Origin of the sequence: Flammeovirga sp. EKP202 (genome assembly GCF_014534745.1) — a bacterium.
GTDB lineage: Bacteria > Bacteroidota > Bacteroidia > Cytophagales > Flammeovirgaceae > Flammeovirga.
Genome location: NZ_JACVVP010000016.1, coordinates 99378 through 119925 on the forward strand (window position 1 = coordinate 99378; position 20548 = coordinate 119925).

Annotated in this window: 16 protein-coding genes; 5 read left to right on the forward strand and 11 right to left on the reverse strand. The window is 34.1% G+C overall.

What is annotated here, in order from left to right; all coding sequences use genetic code 11:
- Positions 1–55: 55 nt before the first annotated feature.
- From IC221_RS11940 to IC221_RS11960, 5 genes are all read right to left on the reverse strand, one after another.
- Entirely contained in the window at positions 56–1048 is a 993-nt protein-coding gene (locus tag IC221_RS11940) for an alpha/beta hydrolase (RefSeq protein WP_188169190.1), read from the reverse strand.
- Between the two features lie 231 nt (positions 1049–1279).
- On the reverse strand, positions 1280–4060 hold the full coding sequence (locus IC221_RS11945) for a bifunctional aconitate hydratase 2/2-methylisocitrate dehydratase (RefSeq protein ID WP_188169191.1): 2781 nt from the start codon (positions 4058–4060) through the stop codon (positions 1280–1282).
- 501 nt (positions 4061–4561) lie between these two features.
- Positions 4562–5971, reverse strand: coding sequence for a 23S rRNA (uracil(1939)-C(5))-methyltransferase RlmD (rlmD, locus tag IC221_RS11950; protein ID WP_188169192.1), 1410 nt, complete (start codon positions 5969–5971; stop codon positions 4562–4564).
- 15 nt (positions 5972–5986) lie between these two features.
- Positions 5987–6481 (reverse strand): 2-amino-4-hydroxy-6-hydroxymethyldihydropteridine diphosphokinase, encoded by a 495-nt coding sequence (gene folK, locus IC221_RS11955; RefSeq protein ID WP_188169193.1) that lies wholly within the window; start codon positions 6479–6481, stop codon positions 5987–5989.
- A 37-nt stretch (positions 6482–6518) separates the two neighbouring features.
- Positions 6519–8996 carry a BamA/TamA family outer membrane protein gene (locus IC221_RS11960; protein WP_188169194.1) on the reverse strand — a complete coding sequence of 826 codons (2478 nt, stop codon included), beginning with the start codon at positions 8994–8996 and terminating at the stop codon, positions 6519–6521.
- A gap of 260 nt (positions 8997–9256) precedes the next feature.
- Between IC221_RS11960 and IC221_RS11965 the strand changes: the two genes are divergently transcribed.
- Complete coding sequence (locus IC221_RS11965; RefSeq protein WP_188169195.1) at positions 9257–10234, forward strand: M48 family metallopeptidase; 978 nt, start codon at positions 9257–9259, stop codon at positions 10232–10234.
- 87 nt (positions 10235–10321) lie between these two features.
- Here IC221_RS11965 and IC221_RS11970 read toward each other — a convergent pair whose 3' ends face one another.
- Positions 10322–11347: a rod shape-determining protein gene (locus IC221_RS11970; protein ID WP_044203537.1), complete on the reverse strand. Its 1026-nt coding sequence runs from the start codon at positions 11345–11347 to the stop codon at positions 10322–10324.
- Positions 11348–11604: 257 nt separating this feature from the next.
- On the opposite strand from IC221_RS11970, the gene IC221_RS11975 reads away from it, so the two are divergent.
- Positions 11605–12951, forward strand: coding sequence for a hypothetical protein (locus IC221_RS11975; RefSeq protein WP_188169196.1), 1347 nt, complete (start codon positions 11605–11607; stop codon positions 12949–12951).
- A 47-nt stretch (positions 12952–12998) separates the two neighbouring features.
- On the opposite strand, the gene IC221_RS11980 is transcribed toward IC221_RS11975, so the two are convergent.
- The 4 genes from IC221_RS11980 to IC221_RS11995 form a co-directional block, all read right to left on the reverse strand.
- Positions 12999–13379 carry a DUF1987 domain-containing protein gene (locus IC221_RS11980; protein WP_188169197.1) on the reverse strand — a complete coding sequence of 127 codons (381 nt, stop codon included), beginning with the start codon at positions 13377–13379 and terminating at the stop codon, positions 12999–13001.
- A gap of 12 nt (positions 13380–13391) precedes the next feature.
- Positions 13392–13949 (reverse strand): SiaB family protein kinase, encoded by a 558-nt coding sequence (locus IC221_RS11985; RefSeq protein ID WP_188169198.1) that lies wholly within the window; start codon positions 13947–13949, stop codon positions 13392–13394.
- A gap of 130 nt (positions 13950–14079) precedes the next feature.
- Complete coding sequence (locus IC221_RS11990; protein ID WP_188169199.1) at positions 14080–14925, reverse strand: S1 RNA-binding domain-containing protein; 846 nt, start codon at positions 14923–14925, stop codon at positions 14080–14082.
- Positions 14918–15610 carry a pseudouridine synthase gene (locus tag IC221_RS11995; RefSeq protein ID WP_188169200.1) on the reverse strand — a complete coding sequence of 231 codons (693 nt, stop codon included), beginning with the start codon at positions 15608–15610 and terminating at the stop codon, positions 14918–14920. Before IC221_RS11995 ends, IC221_RS11990 begins: the two co-directional genes overlap by 8 nt.
- A gap of 173 nt (positions 15611–15783) precedes the next feature.
- Here IC221_RS11995 and IC221_RS12000 point away from each other — a divergent pair, with 173 nt between their 5' ends.
- Positions 15784–16038, forward strand: a complete 255-nt coding sequence (locus IC221_RS12000; RefSeq protein WP_188169201.1) for a hypothetical protein — start codon at positions 15784–15786, stop codon at positions 16036–16038.
- Between the two features lie 103 nt (positions 16039–16141).
- Here the strand turns inward: IC221_RS12000 and miaA are convergent, their stop codons facing one another.
- Positions 16142–17086, reverse strand: coding sequence for a tRNA (adenosine(37)-N6)-dimethylallyltransferase MiaA (gene miaA / locus IC221_RS12005; protein WP_188169202.1), 945 nt, complete (start codon positions 17084–17086; stop codon positions 16142–16144).
- A gap of 227 nt (positions 17087–17313) precedes the next feature.
- Between miaA and IC221_RS12010 the strand changes: the two genes are divergently transcribed.
- Positions 17314–18855: a SpoIIE family protein phosphatase gene (locus tag IC221_RS12010; protein ID WP_188169203.1), complete on the forward strand. Its 1542-nt coding sequence runs from the start codon at positions 17314–17316 to the stop codon at positions 18853–18855.
- Positions 18856–18937: 82 nt separating this feature from the next.
- The gene (locus IC221_RS12015) at positions 18938–20419 is read left to right on the forward strand and encodes a transporter substrate-binding domain-containing protein (RefSeq protein WP_188169204.1); all 1482 of its coding nucleotides are present in this window, start codon (positions 18938–18940) and stop codon (positions 20417–20419) included.
- Positions 20420–20548 lie beyond the last annotated feature (129 nt).

The window sequence follows — 20548 nt, forward strand, 5'->3', positions numbered from 1 at the left end:
ATACTGCATTCAGTGGGTATTTTTATGGTAAATAACCAAAAAATTATAGTTTCACTTATTCAACAATTAGGTTTTGATGTTCTACCATAAAATTAAAGGCTAATTCCTCTAATGTCATTCCATTTACAATTGCACCCCATGGACCATGACCTCTCCCTTCAATACCATAAAAAGAATAATTCGATTTCCTGTTAAATAATTCTTCTCTCAAAGCGATTCCTTCTGCATAGTCTACTGTTGTATCTTCCATACCGTGTACAATAAGAAAAGAAGGAAGTGAAGTTGTTTCAAAACGATTCACCTCTTTTACTTGATTAAGCATATCAACGCCTAATTTACTTCCCCAAAAATCAAGTATTGTTTTAATTGAATAATTGTCATTTTGATTTATAGAAGAAATAGTTGGGTCAACAGTATCTGAAATTTCTTTATTATAATCTTCTTGATTTGTCACGCCTAAACTTGTCGCTATAATTGCACCAGCTGATCCTCCTCCAACAGTTATATATTCTGTATTGATACCATACTTTGATGAATTACTAACAACCCATCTTAATGCCGCTTTTGCATCCCTATGGGCCGGATAAAGAGACAAAGCTGCATTTTGCTCGGCTGTTTCTAAATTTGTTTGTACATAGTCGATCCATTCTTGTGGTACAGTTCCGATATCACCCCTTAACCTGTAATTGATAGAAAAAGCCACCCATCCCCTTTTGGCGTAAAATTGAGCTAGATTGACAATATTTATATCTTCTTTTGAACCTCCAATAAATCCACCTCCGTGAATTAATACTACAGCAGGTCGATTGGTTACAGTGTTTTGAGGTTCATAAATATCTAATTTCAAATCAATCGCTTCAGAGGCAGTAGAATTAATAAATTGATGACTCAAACCTTGAGCATATACTACATTTTCTGTGACTATTACATTATAATTTTCAGTCAGCTTTACCGTTGGGGCTAATTGAGTATCTATAGGTTGAATCTTTTCTTCCTCTGAAGTACAACTATAGAATAAGATGATAAAGAGTAATAAATACTTTCTCATTGTTGTTTGCTTTATAAATAATCAAAAGGGCAAAGCTAAGCGTTTTTCATTACTCTAATATTAATTTTTGAAATTATTCTAAGTAGTCATATAAACAAATAGAAGTTCTTGAATAAAAAAATCTCGATGAGGTATCTATTTAAAGATATCCCACCGAGATTTATATTCTTATTTGTATCAAAAGTACTTTGTATACTCAAAGCATCTTTCGAATTACAAAATCAATTCTAATTAAGAATTAACTAAAAGCTTAGATGATGGCTTGAACTTCGTTAAGTTGATGCCTTTTACTGCTGCTTGGTACTCGACTAAATCAGGAGTTCTACCTAAAATAGTTGAAAGTACTACTACAGGAGTAGATGATAATAATGACTCACCTTTCTTCTCAGAAGAATCTTTTACAACTCTACCTTGGAATAAACGAGTTGAAGTTGCCATTACAGTATCACCTGGCTCAGCTTTCTCTTGGTTACCCATACAAAGGTTACAACCAGGACGCTCTAAGTATAACATGTTCTCATACTTCGTACGAGCAGCACCTTTTGGAGCATCATCATCGAATTCAAAACCAGAGTACTTTTGAAGCACTTCCCAATCTCCTTCTTCTTTTAACTCATCTACAATGTTGTATGTAGGAGGAGCTACTACTAGAGGAGCTTTGAATTCAACTTTACCATGTAACTCTTCAATGTTTTTCAACATTTGAGCAAGAATCTTCATGTCACCTTTGTGAACCATACATGATCCAATGAAACCTAAATCAACTTGTCTGTCTCCACCGTAGTAAGAAAGAGGTCTGATTGTATCGTGTGTATAACGCTTCGATACGTCTTCGTTGTATACATCTGGATCGGCAATCATTGGTTCAACGATCTCATCCAAGTCAACTACTACTTCAGCAAAGTACTTCGCGTCAGCGTCTGGAGTCAATGGAGGTTTAGCACCTGACTTCACCTCTTCGATTCTTGTATTTGCCTTATCGATCAAGCCTTGAAGCACTCCTTTTTCATTGTCCATACCCTTCTCAATCATGATCTGGATTCTAGACTTAGCGATTTCTAATGACTCTACTAATGTTTCATCTTCAGAAATACAGATAGATGCTTTCGCTTTCATTTCTGCAGTCCAGTCAGTGAAAGTAAACGCTTGGTCAGCTGTCAAAGTACCAATGTGTACCTCAATTACTCTACCTTGGAATACGTTGTCACCACCGAATTGCTTCAACATTTGTTGTTGTGTTGCATGAACTACATCACGGAAGTCCATATAAGGCTTCATATCACCTTTGAAAGTCACTTTTACTGACTCAGGAATTGGCATAGTTGCCTCACCTGTTGCCAATGCTAATGCTACTGTACCTGAGTCAGCACCAAAAGCAACACCTTTTGACATTCTTGTATGAGAGTCACCACCGATGATGATATCCCAATCAGAAACAGTGATGTCATTCAATACTTTATGAATAACGTCAGTCATTGAGTGGTAAACGTGTTTAGGGTCACGAGCAGTAATCAAACCGAAGTCGTTCATGAATTTCATCAACTTAGGAATGTTCGCTTGTGCTTTCTTATCCCAAACAGAGGCAGTGTGACATCCTGATTGATAAGCACCATCAACAATTGGAGAAATAACTGTAGCAGCCATTGACTCTAATTCTTGAGAAGTCATCAAACCAGTAGTATCTTGAGAACCAACGATGTTTACTTCTACACGAACGTCTGAACCTGAGTGTAAAGTAACACCTGGAGTAGTTCCTACTGCATTTTTATTAAAGATTTTTTCAACCGCAGTTAAACCTTGACCATCAACTGAGATTTCTTTTGATGGAGCAAATACTACTGGAGCCTCAACTCCTAAAGTCTTCGCTGCGAATGATTGTAATTTCTTACCGAATACAACAGCATAAGAACCACCTGCTTTGATAAACTCAACTTTTTGTGGAGTTAATGAAGCTGAGATGTCGATTAATTCTTGATCTCCGTTGTATAATTTTTTAGTCTTAGTGTTGATTGTTAGCACCGTACCAGTTTCTACTGAGTAAGTTTGCTCTAATACAGGCTCACCATCAGCGTCTAAAACTGTTTTACCGTCAGCATCTTTTTGCTTCACCCAGTTTTGAAGGTCAATACCAATACCACCTGTTACTCCTACTGTAGTTAAGAAGATTGGTGAAATACCGTTTGTACCAGCAATAATTGGAGCGATGTTTACAAATGGAACGTATGGGCTACCAGGGATACCTGTCCATAATGCCACGTTGTTTACACCAGACATTCTTGAAGAACCTACACCCATAGTACCTTTCTCAGCGATTAACATCACTCTCTTGTCAGGGTGCTCTTCTTTTAATGCTTTTAATGCTGCTTGTTGCTCTTTGTCGTGTTCGAAGATACATTGTCCGTGTAATTCACGGTCTGATCTTGAGTGAGCGTCAGCACCAGGAGAAAGTAAATCTGTAGAGATATCTCCCGTTCCAGCAATAAATGTTACGATTTTGATTTCCTCATCAACTTCAGGAAGTTTTGTGAAGAATTCAGCTTGTGCATAGCTTTCTAAAATATCTTTAGCGATAGCGTTACCTTCTTTGAAAGCAACCTCTATACGCTCCATATCCGCTTCATATAAGAAAACTTGTGTTTTCAATACTTTTGAAGCCTCCTCTGCAATTTTAGCATCAGCACCTAAAGCAAGGTCTAAAAGTACTTCGATAGAAGGACCACCTTTCATGTGTGACAATTGCTCAAATGCAAACTCAGAAGAAATCTCAGCTACAGCAACTTCTCCAAGAATAATCTCTTTTAAAAACTTCGCTTTTACACCTGCTGCACTTGTAGTACCAGGTAATGTGTTGTAAATAAAAAAGTTAAGTGAATCTTCACGGTATTCGTTACCAGTGTCTTTGATTTGTTCAATTACTTCTGAAAGTAATTCTGCGTCATCGATCGGTTTCGGGTGAAGTCCTTGCGCTTTTCTCTCTTCAATTTCCTTGAGGTATTCGTTATATCTGCTCATAAAAATTCTCTTTGTGGTGTAAAAGGTAGTTTATAAGTTTGTTTTATGTAAATTAGTAAAATATGTATATTACTGATTACTCGTTAGATAAATAAAATTATCTGTTTTTTCGCAGTGCAAATTTACAAATAAAATTTAATATTTATCCCCTAACCTAGTATAATCGGATATCATACCACTTAATATCCAACTCTATTTTTAGAATTTAAACCAAAATCGTATTAATAAATTATTACAATTTTGAAGCAATATTCATTTATAAAGAACTTACGTGAATTGAATTAATGGTTGAAACTAAACGTTAATCAAATTTGAAGAAAGTTCTTTATTAAGTATTACTACGTAAATTTACGTAAAAAATCTATCAATTCAAACCAAATACAGAAGTGTATTACATATCTTACACCTATCCATTGATTCTGATTCAAATTTAGTAATAAACTCTTTTAATTTTTATTAAAAACAAAAAAGAGAAGCTTTTTTCAAACTTCTCTTCCTTATTTATTTTAATTCTAAAGCAACTACATTCTCCACGTGGTAAGTGTGAGGGAACATATCTACAGGCATTACCTTTGTCACTTTGTATTTCTCATCTAATAGTGCTAAATCTCTCGCTTGCGTTGCTGGGTTACAACTAATGTAAACGATTCGCTTTGGAGCTACTTTCAAGATTTGAGCAACTACCTTTTCATCCATACCAGCTCTCGGAGGGTCAGTGATGATCACATCAGGTTCTCCATGCTTCTTGATGAATGATGGCACCAAGATATCTTTCATATCTCCGGCAAAGAACTTACAGTTTTCAATACCGTTCAAATCTGTATTGACTTTTGCATCTTTGATCGCATCTTTTACATACTCAATACCAATCACCTCTTTTGCTTTTTTAGAAACAAATTGAGCAATTGTACCTGTACCTGTATAAAGGTCATATACTTTTTCCTCACCTGTCAACTCTGCAAAATCACGAGCTACTTTGTATAAATTGTAAGCTTGTTTTGAGTTTGTTTGATAGAAAGATTTAGGTCCCACTCTGAAACGTAACCCTTCCATTTCTTCCTCAATGTAAGGTAAACCATGGTAAGTAATTACATCTAGATCATGGTAACTATCATTTCTCTTACCATTAATCACATATAATAAAGATGTAATTTCTGGGAATTGTTCTTTTACATGATCCAAAAGAGCATTACGTTTCTCTTCGTCATCTTTAAAGAACAATAACATCACCATAATATCACCTGTTGAAGAAGTTCTGATGACCATATTTCTTAAGAAACCATCTTCTTCTTTTTGATCATATACTGTATAATCATTCTTTACAATGAAATCATAAACAGATTTTCTGATATCATCAGAAGGTTTATTTTGAAGGTAGCAATTGTTTAAGTGTAGAATCTTGTTCCACATACCTGGCAAGTGAAGTCCTACACCTCTTTTCTCAATTCCATCAGTATTGGATTCCATTTCTTCTTTTGTCAACCAACGGTTACCCGTAAAGGTAAATTCCATTTTGTTACGGTATTCAAAAGTTTCTGCAGAAGCAAAAATTGGTGTAATTTCAGGTAGCTCTACCTTACCGATTCTTGACAACTGATCTACTACTTGCTTTTGCTTATAGTGCAACTGCCATTTGTAATCCAACATTTGCCACTTACACCCTCCGCAAGTACCAAAGTGCTCACAAAACGGCTCAATTCTTTGATCAGAATATTCATGGAATTGAATAGGACGCGCCTCCATATAGGCTCTTCTCTTCTTTGTCACTTGAAGGTCACAAACATCGCCTGTTACTGCACCTGTCACAAAAACAGTCATGTTGTCTTCTGTTTTTGCAATTGCTTTTCCTTCACTTCCAACATCAATGATATTGACGTTTTCTAAAACTATATTTTTTTTTCTTCTTGCCATTATCTAAAGATAAACCTATTTAATCAACAGCTTTTTTACTGTAAGCGGATCTTTACAGCGCAAAAGTATATCACTTAAGGATTGATTTAAAACTGGATGAACAAAGTTTGGTAATATTTCTGTTAATGGTTCTAATGTGAACCTTCTTTCCTGTATAAAAGGGTGAGGCACTTTTAAATTTTCATCTGAAACCACCTCGCTTTCAATAAACAATATATCAACATCAATAATTCTCGCTCCCCACTTTTCTTTCCTCACTCTCCCTAACTTATGCTCAATATTTTGAGTTGTATTTAATAAATCTTGTGGACTCATCGTTGTTTTACAAACCAAAACTTGATTGTAATAACTCGGTTGATCCTCCTTTCCCCATGCTGCTGTTTCATAGAAATGTGAAAGGCTTAAAACCTCTCCAATATCATTATTAATTTCCATTACAGCCTGACGAAGAGTTTCTTCCTTATTACCAAGATTAGCCCCTAACAAAAGGACAATATTCTTTTCTGACATTTATTCGTTTTAAAATTTCGCACAAAAATAAGAATAATTAGAAAGGATACCCTATACCGATGTTAAATTCAGTAGTCCCTTTTCCAAGAAAATCATACCCTGCCACAAAACGATCTCCTTCCCTTCTTGCTGGGTCATAGATCTTCGTCCCTACATCTAAACGAATAAGCAAGAACGAAAAGTCAATTCTAGCCCCAAGTCCTGCTCCAATTCCAAATTCTTTCCAAAAACGAGTGACATCAAAGTTTCCTCCAGGTCTCGTATTATCTTCTTCCAACAACCATACATTCGTCGCATCAACAAAAAAGGCCCATTGGAAAAGTTGTGATATTTTATAACGCCATTCTACATTGAACTCAATGATCATATCACCGGGCTGCTCAAAACTGTAGTTAAAAGACCCATCTTCATTTTGAGGAGGTGTGTAAGAACCTGGCCCCAATCGTCTAGGTCTCCATGCCCTATTACTGTTACCCCCTCCAGAGAAGAAATATTTTTCATAAGGTAAGGCTTCTACTTCACCATAAGATTTTGCAACACCCATATGTAACCTTGAGGCAAAGAAGTGTTTTTTCTTACTTCCAATTGGTGTCACTTTACGGTAATCAAAATAGAATTTAAAAAACTTGTAGTAACGAAGTCCATAAATCGCCCCAGGTTCACTACCAGACCATTGATTTACTAAATCGAGAATATTACCCCCTACTTCTCCAAAAAGCTTCATATAAGACGCTTTAGAAGAACTGGTCATGTAATCTCCCCTCATGCGTGACATACTGAGGTGGGTACTTGAGACAAATGAGTTATCAAATGAATAGTGTAAGGTGTTTCCTTGTTCCGCTAATTGTTGTAAACGCACTCTGAAATCATTACTCAAAAATGGTGTTCTGACAACATTCAAATCCGCTAGAGACAACTCAAATAAATCTTCTTTACGGTTTCTCCAATCGTATCCAAAAAGCCCTTTTAAATTGAGACGTGTATATTCGGGTCTACTTACATAAGAAACATCCGCCAGCACTTTCGTTTTGGCATTTCTGATATAATAAGACTCATTGAATCGATTATAAAATGGAATTAATGGTCTTGGAATATTTAAGATTGTACTAAAACCATATTCAGTACCATTATAAATTTCGTTGCTGCTTTCTGATACACTGGCTTGTGCTTCTAATGAAAAACGACCTCTAAACTCTATTGACTCAGCACCTCTAAAAACGTTTCTTGATTTTAGAGAAACACTTGCAAAAGGTCCTGGTAAGGATCGGCTCACATTTAAACCTGTTTCAAAAGCATATTGGTACTTATCAAATGAACTTGGATAAATAAAAACATTCAAAGAATCTTTGCCCGTTTTTACATATTCTATGTTTACAAATTTAAAAGCATCCATTTGACTAAGAAAACGCCTTGTATCATTGGATAACAATTCGTTGTAAGGCGTACTTTCTTTTAAGGCTAATTTGCCATCTAAGATTTTAGGTTTATACTTTTTCGCATGCTGAATGTATGTAACATCCTCATATTCCACAGTGTCCGAAAGTACAGGATCAGTAGGGTCCGTTTCAAAAGTAATATCATTGATATGATATCTTGTATGTCGTTCTCCTGACTTTGGAGCATCAACTAAAATTAATATATCTACCTTGCCTTGAACATTATTTGTATCCACCTCATAATGAATATAGTTTGAAGCAAAATCAAAATAACCACTATTTTTCAATACTTTGGTTAATCTACTTCTTTCCAATTGTAAACTATTTTCAGAATAAGGACCATTCTCCTGCAAATAACTTTTTTTACTGTAAGTCAAAAGCTCGTTGTAAATACTGTAACTAGGCGTTTTGTATTTGACCGAATTAACTTTCCATTGTGACTCCTCATTAATGATATATTTTTCAGTAATCAATCGGTAATCTCTATAAATAACCGTATCAACATCCAAATCTACAGAGGCATTCAAATACCCCTTAGCATGTAGTGTCCTTTCGAGAAGTTTTTGAGTATTTTGGGATTCTTCTAAATCAAAATAAGCAGGGGGTTCTCCGGCTGAACGCATCCACCAGTTTCCTTTCTCTACTCTTTCAGCGATTTTTTCTGTTTTGCTGATTGATTTCGATTTTACTTTTCTTAATTTTTTAATGCCACGAACAGAATCTCTTACCGTTTGTCTTTCCACTTTTTTCAGTTCCTTATAAACTAAATATACATCTTGCTGATAAAGACTATCCAAGTATGTTCTGTTATCAATCACATCTTCCTTCCACTCATCTTCCATCGCTTTAATAACTTCCTCAAAATATTCAGTCATATCAGCATACTTAATACTATCCTTTTGATAGTTTCTTTTGTAATATTTCTCACCCCTCATATAAAAGTAAAGAGGCAATCGAATATCCGACTTGAATAAAGATCGATTTGGTTTTAAACGTATGTATGAATAAAGAGTGGATTTATCTATCGCTTTTGAACCTTCAATTTTTTGATCTACCAAAAGACTTCTATCCTGTTCCAAATTTTTATAAGAAACACAACTTGAAATCAACAATAGGTTTGAGAAGAAGATGATAAATATGTATAAATGATTTCTCAAGTGAAGTATTTACAACAGTGAAAAAATATATCTTTTCAGATACTTAGCCTTAATTTAAAAAGCAAATATACCTATTAAAAGCACTTTTTATATTCCTTGAATTGAAATATCACTTTCAAATAGGAAAGTTTTAAATTATTAATGATAAATTAGAAATAAAAAAGCATTAAGCAAGAATTGAAATGAACTCAGAAGCACTAAAAATTCATAAAAAGAAATTCCCCAATATTAATCCTAATTCTTGGGAACACCCCACTGATAAATTAGCGTTATCTGCATTACAAAAAATGCCTGGTTTTGACACTCTACTAAAATTCATTATTAGTAATACCACTGAAAAGTCATTAAGAATGATGACATTAGCTTCATCAGTGAGAGTTAATGGCCTTCAGTTTCCAAAAGTTTATGAGTTATTAATTGAAGCTTGTCAGATTTTTGACATTAAAGATATTCCTGAATTATATATTTCTCAGAGTCCAGTGCTTAATGCTGGTGCAATTGGGGTTGAAAGACCTTTTATTGTACTAAACTCAAGCATGGTAGAAACCTTGAATCAAGAAGAACTTCTTACCGTAATAGCACATGAATTGGGGCATATTCTATCTGGTCATGTTTTATACCACACTTTATTACAAGTTCTACTAAAACTATCAATTATGGACATTGGTATTCCCCTTGGAAAAACGGCCATATTAGGATTGATAATGGGACTAAAAGAATGGGAACGTAAAAGTGAACTTTCTGCCGACAGAGCAAGCTTGCTAGCTTCTCAAAACCCTGAAACTTGTATTCATCTTTTGATGAAAATTGCAGGTGGAGGTATGATTGAAGAAATGAACTTAGGTGAATTTTTAAAGCAAGCGGAGGAATATGAAAGACAATCGGGTATTATGAATAAAACCCATAAGTTTTTAAACACAGTCTTTGAATCTCACCCATTTCCAGTCACACGAATTGCAGAATTATTAAAATGGGTACAAAGTGGTGAGTATGAAAATATTTTGAATGGAAACTATGATAATTCTCCAATCTCAAAAGACAGCACTAAAACGTATAATTTCCAAGAAGACTTCAAGGATTATACCGACCCTATCAACGAAAAAGTAAAAGATGCCACTGATTTTGTGAAGGGCATTTTAAATAAAAAGAGTTTCAAATAATCAACTTATAACGTAAAACTCATAAAACAATAAAGCCTTGGAAATCGATTTCCAAAGCTTTATTGTTTTATTGCTTATAAGTAATGATTAAGTCATCAATACTGCTTTAAAGTTATCTAAGTTCTTCAATGCTTGACCTGTACCACGCACTACAGCTCTCAATGGATCATCTGCAACGTGAACTGGAAGCTTTGTTTTAATCGATAAACGCTTGTCTAATCCTCTCAATAAAGCTCCACCACCTGTTAAGTGAATACCTCTATCATAAATATCTGCTGATAGTTCTGGTGGTGCAGTTTCAAGAGCTCTTAATACTGCTTCCTCGATTTTTGAGATAGATTTATCAATAGCATAAGCTACTTCAGAGTAAGTTACTGTTATCACCTTTGGAATACCAGTCATTAAGTCTCTACCTCTAACCTCAAAAGGCTCAATTTCTTCATCTAACTCTGTCAATGCAGAACCTACCTCTACTTTGATTTTTTCAGCAGAACGCTCCCCTATTAATAGGTTATGCTGACGACGCATATAATCCAAAATATCTCTTGTGAATACATCACCGGCAGTTCTAATTGACTGATCTCCAACAATACCAGATAAAGCAATGACCGCAATTTCGGTCGTACCTCCTCCAATATCTACGATCATACTACCTACGGGTTGTTCAATATCAATACCGATACCTATTGCAGCTGCAATCGGCTCAGGAATCATATAAACCTCTTTTGCTCCTGCATGTTCTGCTGAGTCACGAACGGCACGTTTTTCCACCTCGGTGATACCAGAAGGAATACAAATTACCATACGGTGAGAAGGAGTAAAGAATTTTTTCCCTTGGTTGATCATACGTATCATACCACGTATCATCTGCTCTGCAGCGTGGAAGTCAGCAATAACACCATCACGAAGAGGACGAATAGTTCTGATGTTTTCATGCGTCTTCTCGTGCATTTGCATTGCTTTTGTACCAACAGCAATGACTTTTCCATTCTGACGGTCTAATGCAATGATTGAAGGCTCATCTACAACTACCTTGTCTTTCTGAATAACGAGTGTGTTGGCAGTACCTAAGTCAATTGCCAGGTCGCTAGAAAAGAAATCAAACAATCCCATATATTATTATTTCAGTATATTTCTATTATTGGTCCAATAAAAAAGATCACAATCACCTCATTTTTGATGAAGTTCTGCACAGTTTTAAGGTCAGTTTATCCATTAACTTTGCAAATCTGCAAAAACTACCTCTAAATAGAAAGTAAGAGTACAAATTACATTCGTTTTTTTACATCTGTTTTGTAATTTCTCTATGTATTTTAATTCTATCTCCTTATTATTGGAGGTATTTAAGAACGAAACATAAAATTCATCAGATGCACATTGAAGAAATCTATCAATTAGAAAAAAGTGACCGCCTAGATTTGGAAGCTCATAATATTACTCCAGAAGCAAGCGATTTTATTTTTTCTCTTAATGAGTTTGAATTCTTTAAATCTATTTATGATCAAAGTGAAGAAAGTAATTCTTCTCTTTTCCCTCCTTTTACAGCTTTTGAGTTACAACAAGTAAAAGCAATACTTGATAATATTGACTTCAGTAAAGGAAAGAGGACTCCTGTATACAATGCTATTCAAGAAGTAATCCAAAAAGCAGAACAATTGTCTTTTTTCAAGGATTTAAGTGAAAAACTAGATGAAATAGAAACAGATTGGGAATACGAGGACGAAAACCGATGGGAACTGATTGATTCTCTGAAAAACATTAGTGTTCTTTTCATGATGAATGAGATTGAAAGAGAATTTGGCGATAGTGAATTAACATCGGCGACTACGCTTTCCGATCAAGAATTTGAGTTTTTGTCTATTATTCATGAAGACGAGACAAAGAACAAGAAAGAGGTGAAAATTGGCAATCTCACTTTTAACCTTGCTCAGTTGGATTATGTTCGTGAAATCATCACTACACTTGAATATCCTGAGAACACTCCATTGGACATGGATCAAGAGCATTTCATTCTAAATATTTTAGAAAAGTGCTCACACCTCAATGATGAGGAGCCTAATGAGTTCCACACCTTTAGTATTCAAGAGTTGTATGAGATTGAATCATCAAGCGGCACAACGAATGATGACAATTCTATTTTTGCAGACAATAATTTTTCAAAAGCTGAATTAAAACTTCTGGATGCTGTATTTAATGATAAAACATTCGTTAAAATAGGCGATTCAAAATACAATAAAAAACAACTCAACAGTTTAAAAGAAGCCTTTACTGAAGAGATTGAATGGGAAAGCATCAAGAAGTATTTCTCTGAAAGTCAACAGGAATTAATTACTCATATTTTATTGGTTTATGAGAATCAATTCTTACTTGAAGAGGAAGAAGAAAGTGAGGAAGGTAAAATAGATATTGAAGTCTTTTATCTAATGGATCAGATTGAAAGAAACGAGATGGACAATATTGGTTCTTCAATTGGAGATCTGATTTTCACGGATCCTCAATATGAACTATTAGATGCTATTTATAAAAATAAACCATCATTCGAGAATCAACTTTTGAAGATTAGTTTAAAAAGAGATGAATTGGATAAAGTGGCTAAAATATTTGATCAATTACCGCTCTATCAATCGGGTAAGATGGTGATTTCGCTACCTAAGAAAGCAAAATTCTTTGTAGATGATCTCATTAACACCGCAATAGCAAATGATCCTAAAATCTAGGAATGATAATAAAAAAAGAAAGGAGAGCAATTAAGACTCTCCTTTTTTTATTCTTCTAAAATATGCATATGAATTGGCAATTTGATTACTTCTTTGAAGTCCTCACCAGATTCTTGCATATCTTCATCATCTTCTTCGTAATACCAATTTACTTCAACTTCATGCCCACTCGCTTTTAAAAATTCTAGTTTTCTAAAAACTTCTACTAGACATTTTGAAGAACTTGTATTAAAGTATTCTAATCTCACATCGAACTGCGTTTTCGTCTGTGGTTTAGTGTTATATTCATCCAACCATTCAAATAATGGTCTGTAAAACTCTATCGAATTTTCAGGAATCGATCTACCTGATATTAAAAAATAACCACTCTCATATTCCATTTGTATAAGAGGTGTTTTAGGAGTATCTTTTTTAAGAAAATCTTTCATCTTCTAGTGCGATTATACGGGTACGCTTACTTTGATTGTAAAAAATGAGTTTCTATTATCGTTAGTGATAAAATCATAGTCCAATTTTTGACCAGATTTACGAGCTATATCAATTATGCCTAAGCCTGCGCCTCCTTGCTCTGAAAAATCACCATTACTGAGAACTTTGCGGTAACGCTTCTTAAGTTCTTCTACAGATAGATTGTTAATAGAATCTATTTTTTCTTTTAAAAATTCCGCGGTCTCAATAGGAACATAATTACCTGCTATAATATAATAGGCATCTTTTCCTTTAGATAGCAAGAACATGACAATATTGTGGGAAGGATCGTTAACAGTAGTGGAATCAACCCCCTCAAAATGATGAAATATATTTTGAAGGATTTCTACAGCAATCACATTAATTCGGCGCTGTAGCTTCATTAATGATTCATACTCAGACAAAGTATCTTCCACTCTACTTAAAATCTCACCGAGAATATCGTCATTCATCATGCCTTTAAATGCAAATAGTTCTTCTCCATTCGCACCTCGCATTTTTTGGTATAGTGTATCGACTTCTGAATGCACTTTCAATAGAGTGTTATCCAATTTTTAACTATGTACTCATTTCATCATATCAAAATGAAATGTTATAATTATACAATTACTTCATCTTAATTTGATATTCAAAATGTTTCTTTAAAAATAATTACAAAATTTAAATATTTACCAATTTTGTGCCCTCATTTGTAAATTCTACAACCCCAATTTTGTATAAATAACCCAAAATCTGTTTGAATTGTTTTTTACTCATTTGGAATTCACGCATAATATCTTTCGGATGACTCTTATCGTTAAACGGCATCGACCCCCCTTTTTTTCTCATTAATAGAATTAGTTCTTTTCCTTTTCTGTCAACATCATCTGAGTGATAGCCTTGTTTTGTTAGCGAAAGATCGAGTTTTCCGTCGGGTCGTATGGCAGAAATAAAACCTTTAATCTTACTCCCTTCTTTTAAAGGTTTAAATACTTTATTCTTATATAGTAAACCTCTCCATTTTTTGTTGACAATACATTCATACCCAAGTTCTACTTCATGAGCTATGTATAAAAAAACTTCCTGATCAGTATAAAAAGATGAAGTATCTCTGGATAAATATTTATACAATTTCGTAGAAGCAAAAACCCTTCCTGTTTTCCTATCCAGGTCAATATATACTGTATAATACTTCTTTTTTCTGAGAGCTTCTTCCTGTTCTGCAAAAGGAACGAACAAATCTTTGGATATTCCCCAATCCAAGAAAGCTCCCATTCGGTTGGTATCTTTACATGGTAGAGTTACAAAGTCGCCCACAATCCCTTTCGGTTTTTCATGTGTCGCAACCCACCTTCTATCTTGATCTGTATAAATAAAAACTGTTGTGGTTTCCCCCACTTTCAACTCTCCTTTTGCTAACCTTTTAGGCATAAAAACGTCGCCATCTTCCGTTGCAAAGAAATAACCAAAATCTGTTACTCTAGCAACTTCCAATTCGTTATATACGCCCACGAGTACCTTACTCATAATTAATATCTATTAATGTTAATATCTCTTTAAAATCACTTGGTAGTTCTGCTTTTATCTCCGTCAACTTTTGTGTTATGGGATGTACAAAACTATACTTCCAAGCATGTAACCATAATCGGTCTAATTGAAACTTCTCCAAGAACATATTATTATGGCGATGGTCACCATACCTTCTATCACCAATGATAGGATGATTTTCTCCTCTCAAATGAAGTCTGATTTGATGTGTCTTCCCTGTATAAGGTCTTGACAAAACTAAAGTGTACCTTGAGGTTGGATAAGGCCCCACTGGAATAGGCAACTCTACTCTCTCCAATGGTTCTATATATGTTTTAGCCGACTTATAGACTTTATCGTACCTGTTTTTGATATCTTTAGTCAACATCTTACTTTCCAATAAATGTCCTCTTACTATGGAAAGGTACTCTTTTTTAACTTCTCCACTTTCGTTATTCAACTCTTGAAATTGTTGACACATTTCTGAACTGAATGCAAAAATCAACACTCCTGAAGTAGCTCTATCCAATCGATGACATGGATACACATATTTACCCAACTGATCTCTTAATAAATACATTGCAAACTCTCCTTCACGTCCTGTTAGTTCTGAAGGGTGTACCATTAAGCCTGAGGGTTTATTGATGGCTACAAAATGTTCATCTTGATATAAGATTTCCAACATTTATTAATTTAACCTAAAGAAATTTCAATTATTAAACATAGACACCTTACCTTACGTTATATTAAAGTGTTTATATTTGCAAAAAGACAAATATACAGTTAACTCTTCAATATTTTCATTATTGAAGCTTTAATACAGAAACATTACGAAATTAAATTATACAAATTATACTTATGCTAATAAAAATATTAATTGTTGTCGCTGCATTTGTATTTCTTTTCAAAAGATATTCTAAAGTCATTATTAAGTTCTTAATGGGTATCTTAAGCAAAAGATTGATGAAGATGCAACAGCAACAAGCACAAAACAATCCATATTTTAACCAACAACAACAGTCTAATCCTTCTTATCAGCAACAAAATAATTTTGAGAAAGCGATAAAAGTGGATGATGAGATGACCATTTTCATACCTAAAAAGAAAAAATAAAAAAGAGGCTGTTTCAATTAAAGTTGAAACAGCCTCTTTTTTTTATAGCTTATCATATGAAATACTTCTCCACCTAATGTTGATATATCAATTCTTATAATGATTACAACCCCGTTTTTGTTCTCACAAAATCAATTTTCTTTTCCATCTCCCATTCTACAGGCATCCAATGGATTTGAGTTTTTTTCTCCATTCTCCTAAACCAAGTCATTTGCCTTTTCGAAAACTTACGAATAGAAACCATTAGTATTTCTCTCATTTCTTCAAATGAAATTTCATCCAACAAATACTCAGTTATATGTCTATATTCTAAACCAAAGCTTTTCAATTTCTCTGCTCCCACTTCATCTAATAAAGCTTTCACTTCATCAATCATACCCTCTTTAAATCGCTCATCCAATCGTTTTTCAATTTTTTTCCATCTCGTATCTTTATCAATGAGAATTGCGAAGTTTGAAGTCTGTAATTGTGGTATATCAACAGGTCTGTCATTTGATATTTGATCGCTTTTCAGAAACGACTCTATCTCGATTGCTCTTATTAGTGATCGTTCGCGATGCTCAATCCCTTTATGATCATCGTGATTTGTTTTTATCTCATCATAAATTACCGATAATTCATCTACTGTCTTTCCTTCAAGAGAGACTCTCAATTCTTCATTTCTTGGAATCCAAATATGTTCATAACCTTCCAATGTCACGGCTTCGATATACAACCCCGTTCCACCACTTAAAATTGGAATATTATGGTTCGACTGAATTTGCTGGATAGCTTGTGCATAATATTTCTGAAATTGGTAAACGTTAAAGGTCTCCCCTGGCTCACAAATATCAATTAAATGATAAGGTATTGGTTTCCCATTGACAATATATTCTGATAAATCTTTTCCTGTACCAATATCCATCCGCTTGTAAACTTGTCTAGAATCTGCACTAATTACCTCTCCATTTATTGTAGCAGCCAAGTGTGTTGCCAAAGCTGTTTTACCACTTGCAGTCGGTCCTGTTATTACTACTAATGGAGAATTCAAAGATTTTTCTTGTGACATATTTATAAATGATATCTATTGATAAAAAAAAACACGAAATTAAATATTAACTCCTAAGTCAAAAATTAAATTTCACTTTTGGCTTAGATTAAAAGTGCTAATCTAAATGTATTTCGGTGATTTTACACTAATGTAAATTTACAATAACATTTATTGACCCAATCTATATATCGTGAGCTGTTTGTAATTTCAATTACATAAGGTAGGCCATTAGACAAGAATAACAGATGTCCATTAAACTTGAAATACCTTTAATAAATTACCCGTTGTTGCAATCTATAAAAAAACGAATCTCAGAGCTGTTTGAAGAAGTGACCCAAAGGGAGTCAGATAGAAATTTTTTACTCTTTTCTATTCTTATGACTTTTGGTGGTACAACTTGGAGTGGGCTTTCGTTTTATTTTGATCTTCAAACGGCAGGTTATATCCCATTAGGCTACGTCATTTTCAGTATTATCAATCTCTACTTTTGGGCCACAAAAGATTTTAAAAGATCCTGTAAAGCTTTACAAACCTTCTTTTCAATACTATTGCCTTTTATCTTTCAAATCATTTTAGGAGGAACTCGTTCTACTGGGGTGGTTATGATATGGTCTCTTTTTGCTTTGACTTCGACTTTAGCTTTTTACAGAGGGAAATCTTTATATTATTGGCTTTGCATTTTTGTCTTTTTAATGGGCATTGTGATTTTAATTGATCATGACATTGAACATATCACTCCTAAATCACTGAAAAATTATCATGTTTTCAATATGTTACTCATGATCAATTTCTCTATGATTTCCACGATGCTCTTTTTCTTATCTAAATTTTTTGTTGATCAGCAATTGAGGACATTAAATGAATTAGTAGAAACCAATGGACAGTTAATCTCCGCAGAAGAAGAAGTACGTCAAAACGCTGAAGAAATATCTGTCATGAATGACATGCTCAAGGAGAGTAATAAAAAATTAGAGGATGCTTACATAGAATTAGAGAAAAAGAAAAACGTTCAAATTGAATCTATGAATCATGCCATCCTTGAAAGTATCAATTACGCAAAGCAAATTCAAAGATGTTTCCTCCCTTCTATCCATCGCTTTTCTGAAATTGTCAAAGATGGGTTTATCTTTTTCAAGCCAAGAGATATTGTCAGTGGTGACTTTTACTGGTTTTACAAACAAGAACAATATACAGTCATCGCTGCGGTGGATTGTACAGGTCATGGTGTACCAGGTGCTTTCATGTCACTCTTAGGTTCTGAAGCTTTAACCAATATTGTCATCAACAAACAAGTATTTGACTCTGCTGAAATCCTAAATCAATTGGATCTAACCATTCGAAAAAAACTGAAACAAGAAACCACAAGTAATAAAGATGGTATGGACCTAGCACTCACGGTATTTGATACAAATAATAAAATATGCTCATTTTCAGGAGCTAAAAACCCTTTATTATATACTGATGGTGAAGAGCTTATTTGCATAAAAGGTGATCGCCAACCTATTGGAATGTTTCATCCTGATCAATTGCCTGTTCCTTTTAGCAAACATGAATTTTTATATCATGAAAATATGAGATTTTACATGTATAGTGACGGTTTCCAAGATCAATTCGGTGGTGAAAGACTGAAGAAGTTTATGCCAAAAAGATTAAAAAACACACTATTTGAGAATAGAAATATGGAAATGAAAATGCAAGGCAGTACTCTTGAAAACACCTTCTCAACATGGAAAAAAAGTGAGGAACAAACTGACGATGTGTTAGTAATGGGATTCACCATGGAATAAGAATTCCTTGAAGAATACATTTTTATTAAGATTATAGATTATATTTACAGTCAAATATTTTTTTAAAACTAGCAAATGATCAATGAATCATAGAAAGTATAACCTATTCTACTTTTTAATACTCTTATTCTTCCATTTTTCTTGTACTACAACTAAAAATGGAGAAAATAGTGGAAACGCTAATCAAGAGATTGTTGAAACTGAAATAGAAGAAGAAAAGTTTAGCAATAAAGACTTCCCTGAAATTAAAAGAAGAGGGAAACTAATTGCTTTAACTGCATATAGTTCTACTTCTTATTTTATTTATAAAGGTCAGACCATGGGATATGAGTATGAACTACTCTCAAAATTAGCTCATGATCTTAATTTGGAACTCCATGTTAAAGTTTACAGAAGCATTGACAGTTTATCCATGGCCTTGCAAAAAGGTGATGGAGATTTAATTGCTTATGGACTTGCCATCACAAAAGACCGACAAGAAAGAGTGGATTTCACTACTTCTTTAGCTCAAATCAAACAAGTACTCGTACAAAGAAAACCCGATAATTGGCGAAAAATACCGAAACATAAAACGGATAAACAGCTCATAAGAAATGTAATTGACCTTGCCAATAAAACAGTGACAGTAAGGGAAAACACACCGTATCATTTACGTCTAAAAAACTTAGAAAATGAGCTAGGGGAAGACATCAATATCGTATTAGCGAACAAAACGACAAGTACTGAAGAGCTTATTCATAAGGTGGCTAATAAAGAAATTGAACTCACTGTAGCAGACGAAAATATCGCAAAATTGAATAACACCTACTACCCTAATATTGATATTGAAACTGCAATTAGTTTCCCTCAACGTATTGCTTGGGCCACAAGAAAACAGTCTCCAGAGCTCAAGGCTAAAGTAAGTCACTGGTTAGACAGCATGAAAAACACCACTGACTTTTATGTTATCTATAACAAGTATTTCAAAAATGTAAGAGCTCAATCAAAACGTTTTGACAGTGAATACTTTAGCAGTGTAGACCATAGAGGTTTACTTTCAAAATACGATGAGATCATCAAAGAACAAGCGGATATCTTGGGATGGGATTGGTTACTGCTCGCTTCATTAGTATTCCAAGAATCCAAGTTTGATCCTCATGCTAAATCATGGGTGGGTGCAGTTGGACTTATGCAATTAATGCCTGCAACTGCCAAGATGTATGGTGCCAATAATCCCCGCGATCCAAGACAAAACTTACGTGCAGGTACAAAATATTTGAAATGGCTTGAAGAGTATTGGAAAGATATTCCTGACGAAAAAGAACGTATGAAATTTGTTTTAGCTTCATACAATACAGGACAAGGACATGTAAGGGATGCTCAACGATTGGCTAAAAAATATGAACACGATCCGCTTGTTTGGGATGATAATGTTGAAAAATACCTATTACTCAAAAGTAACAAACATTATTACCATGATGAAGTAGTTAAATTTGGCTATGCAAGAGGAAAAGAACCTGTTCATTACGTTACAGATATTTCAGAACGATACAACAGATATATTGAATTATTAAGAAATAATTAATAAGACTTAACTCTCTCTCCTATAAGAAGTTGTATTTATTCAATTCCTAAAGTGTAAAAAAATTATTCACGTATTTTTTACACTTTAGGAATTTTAGGTTTAAAACCCCACATTTTTCCTTATTTTTGC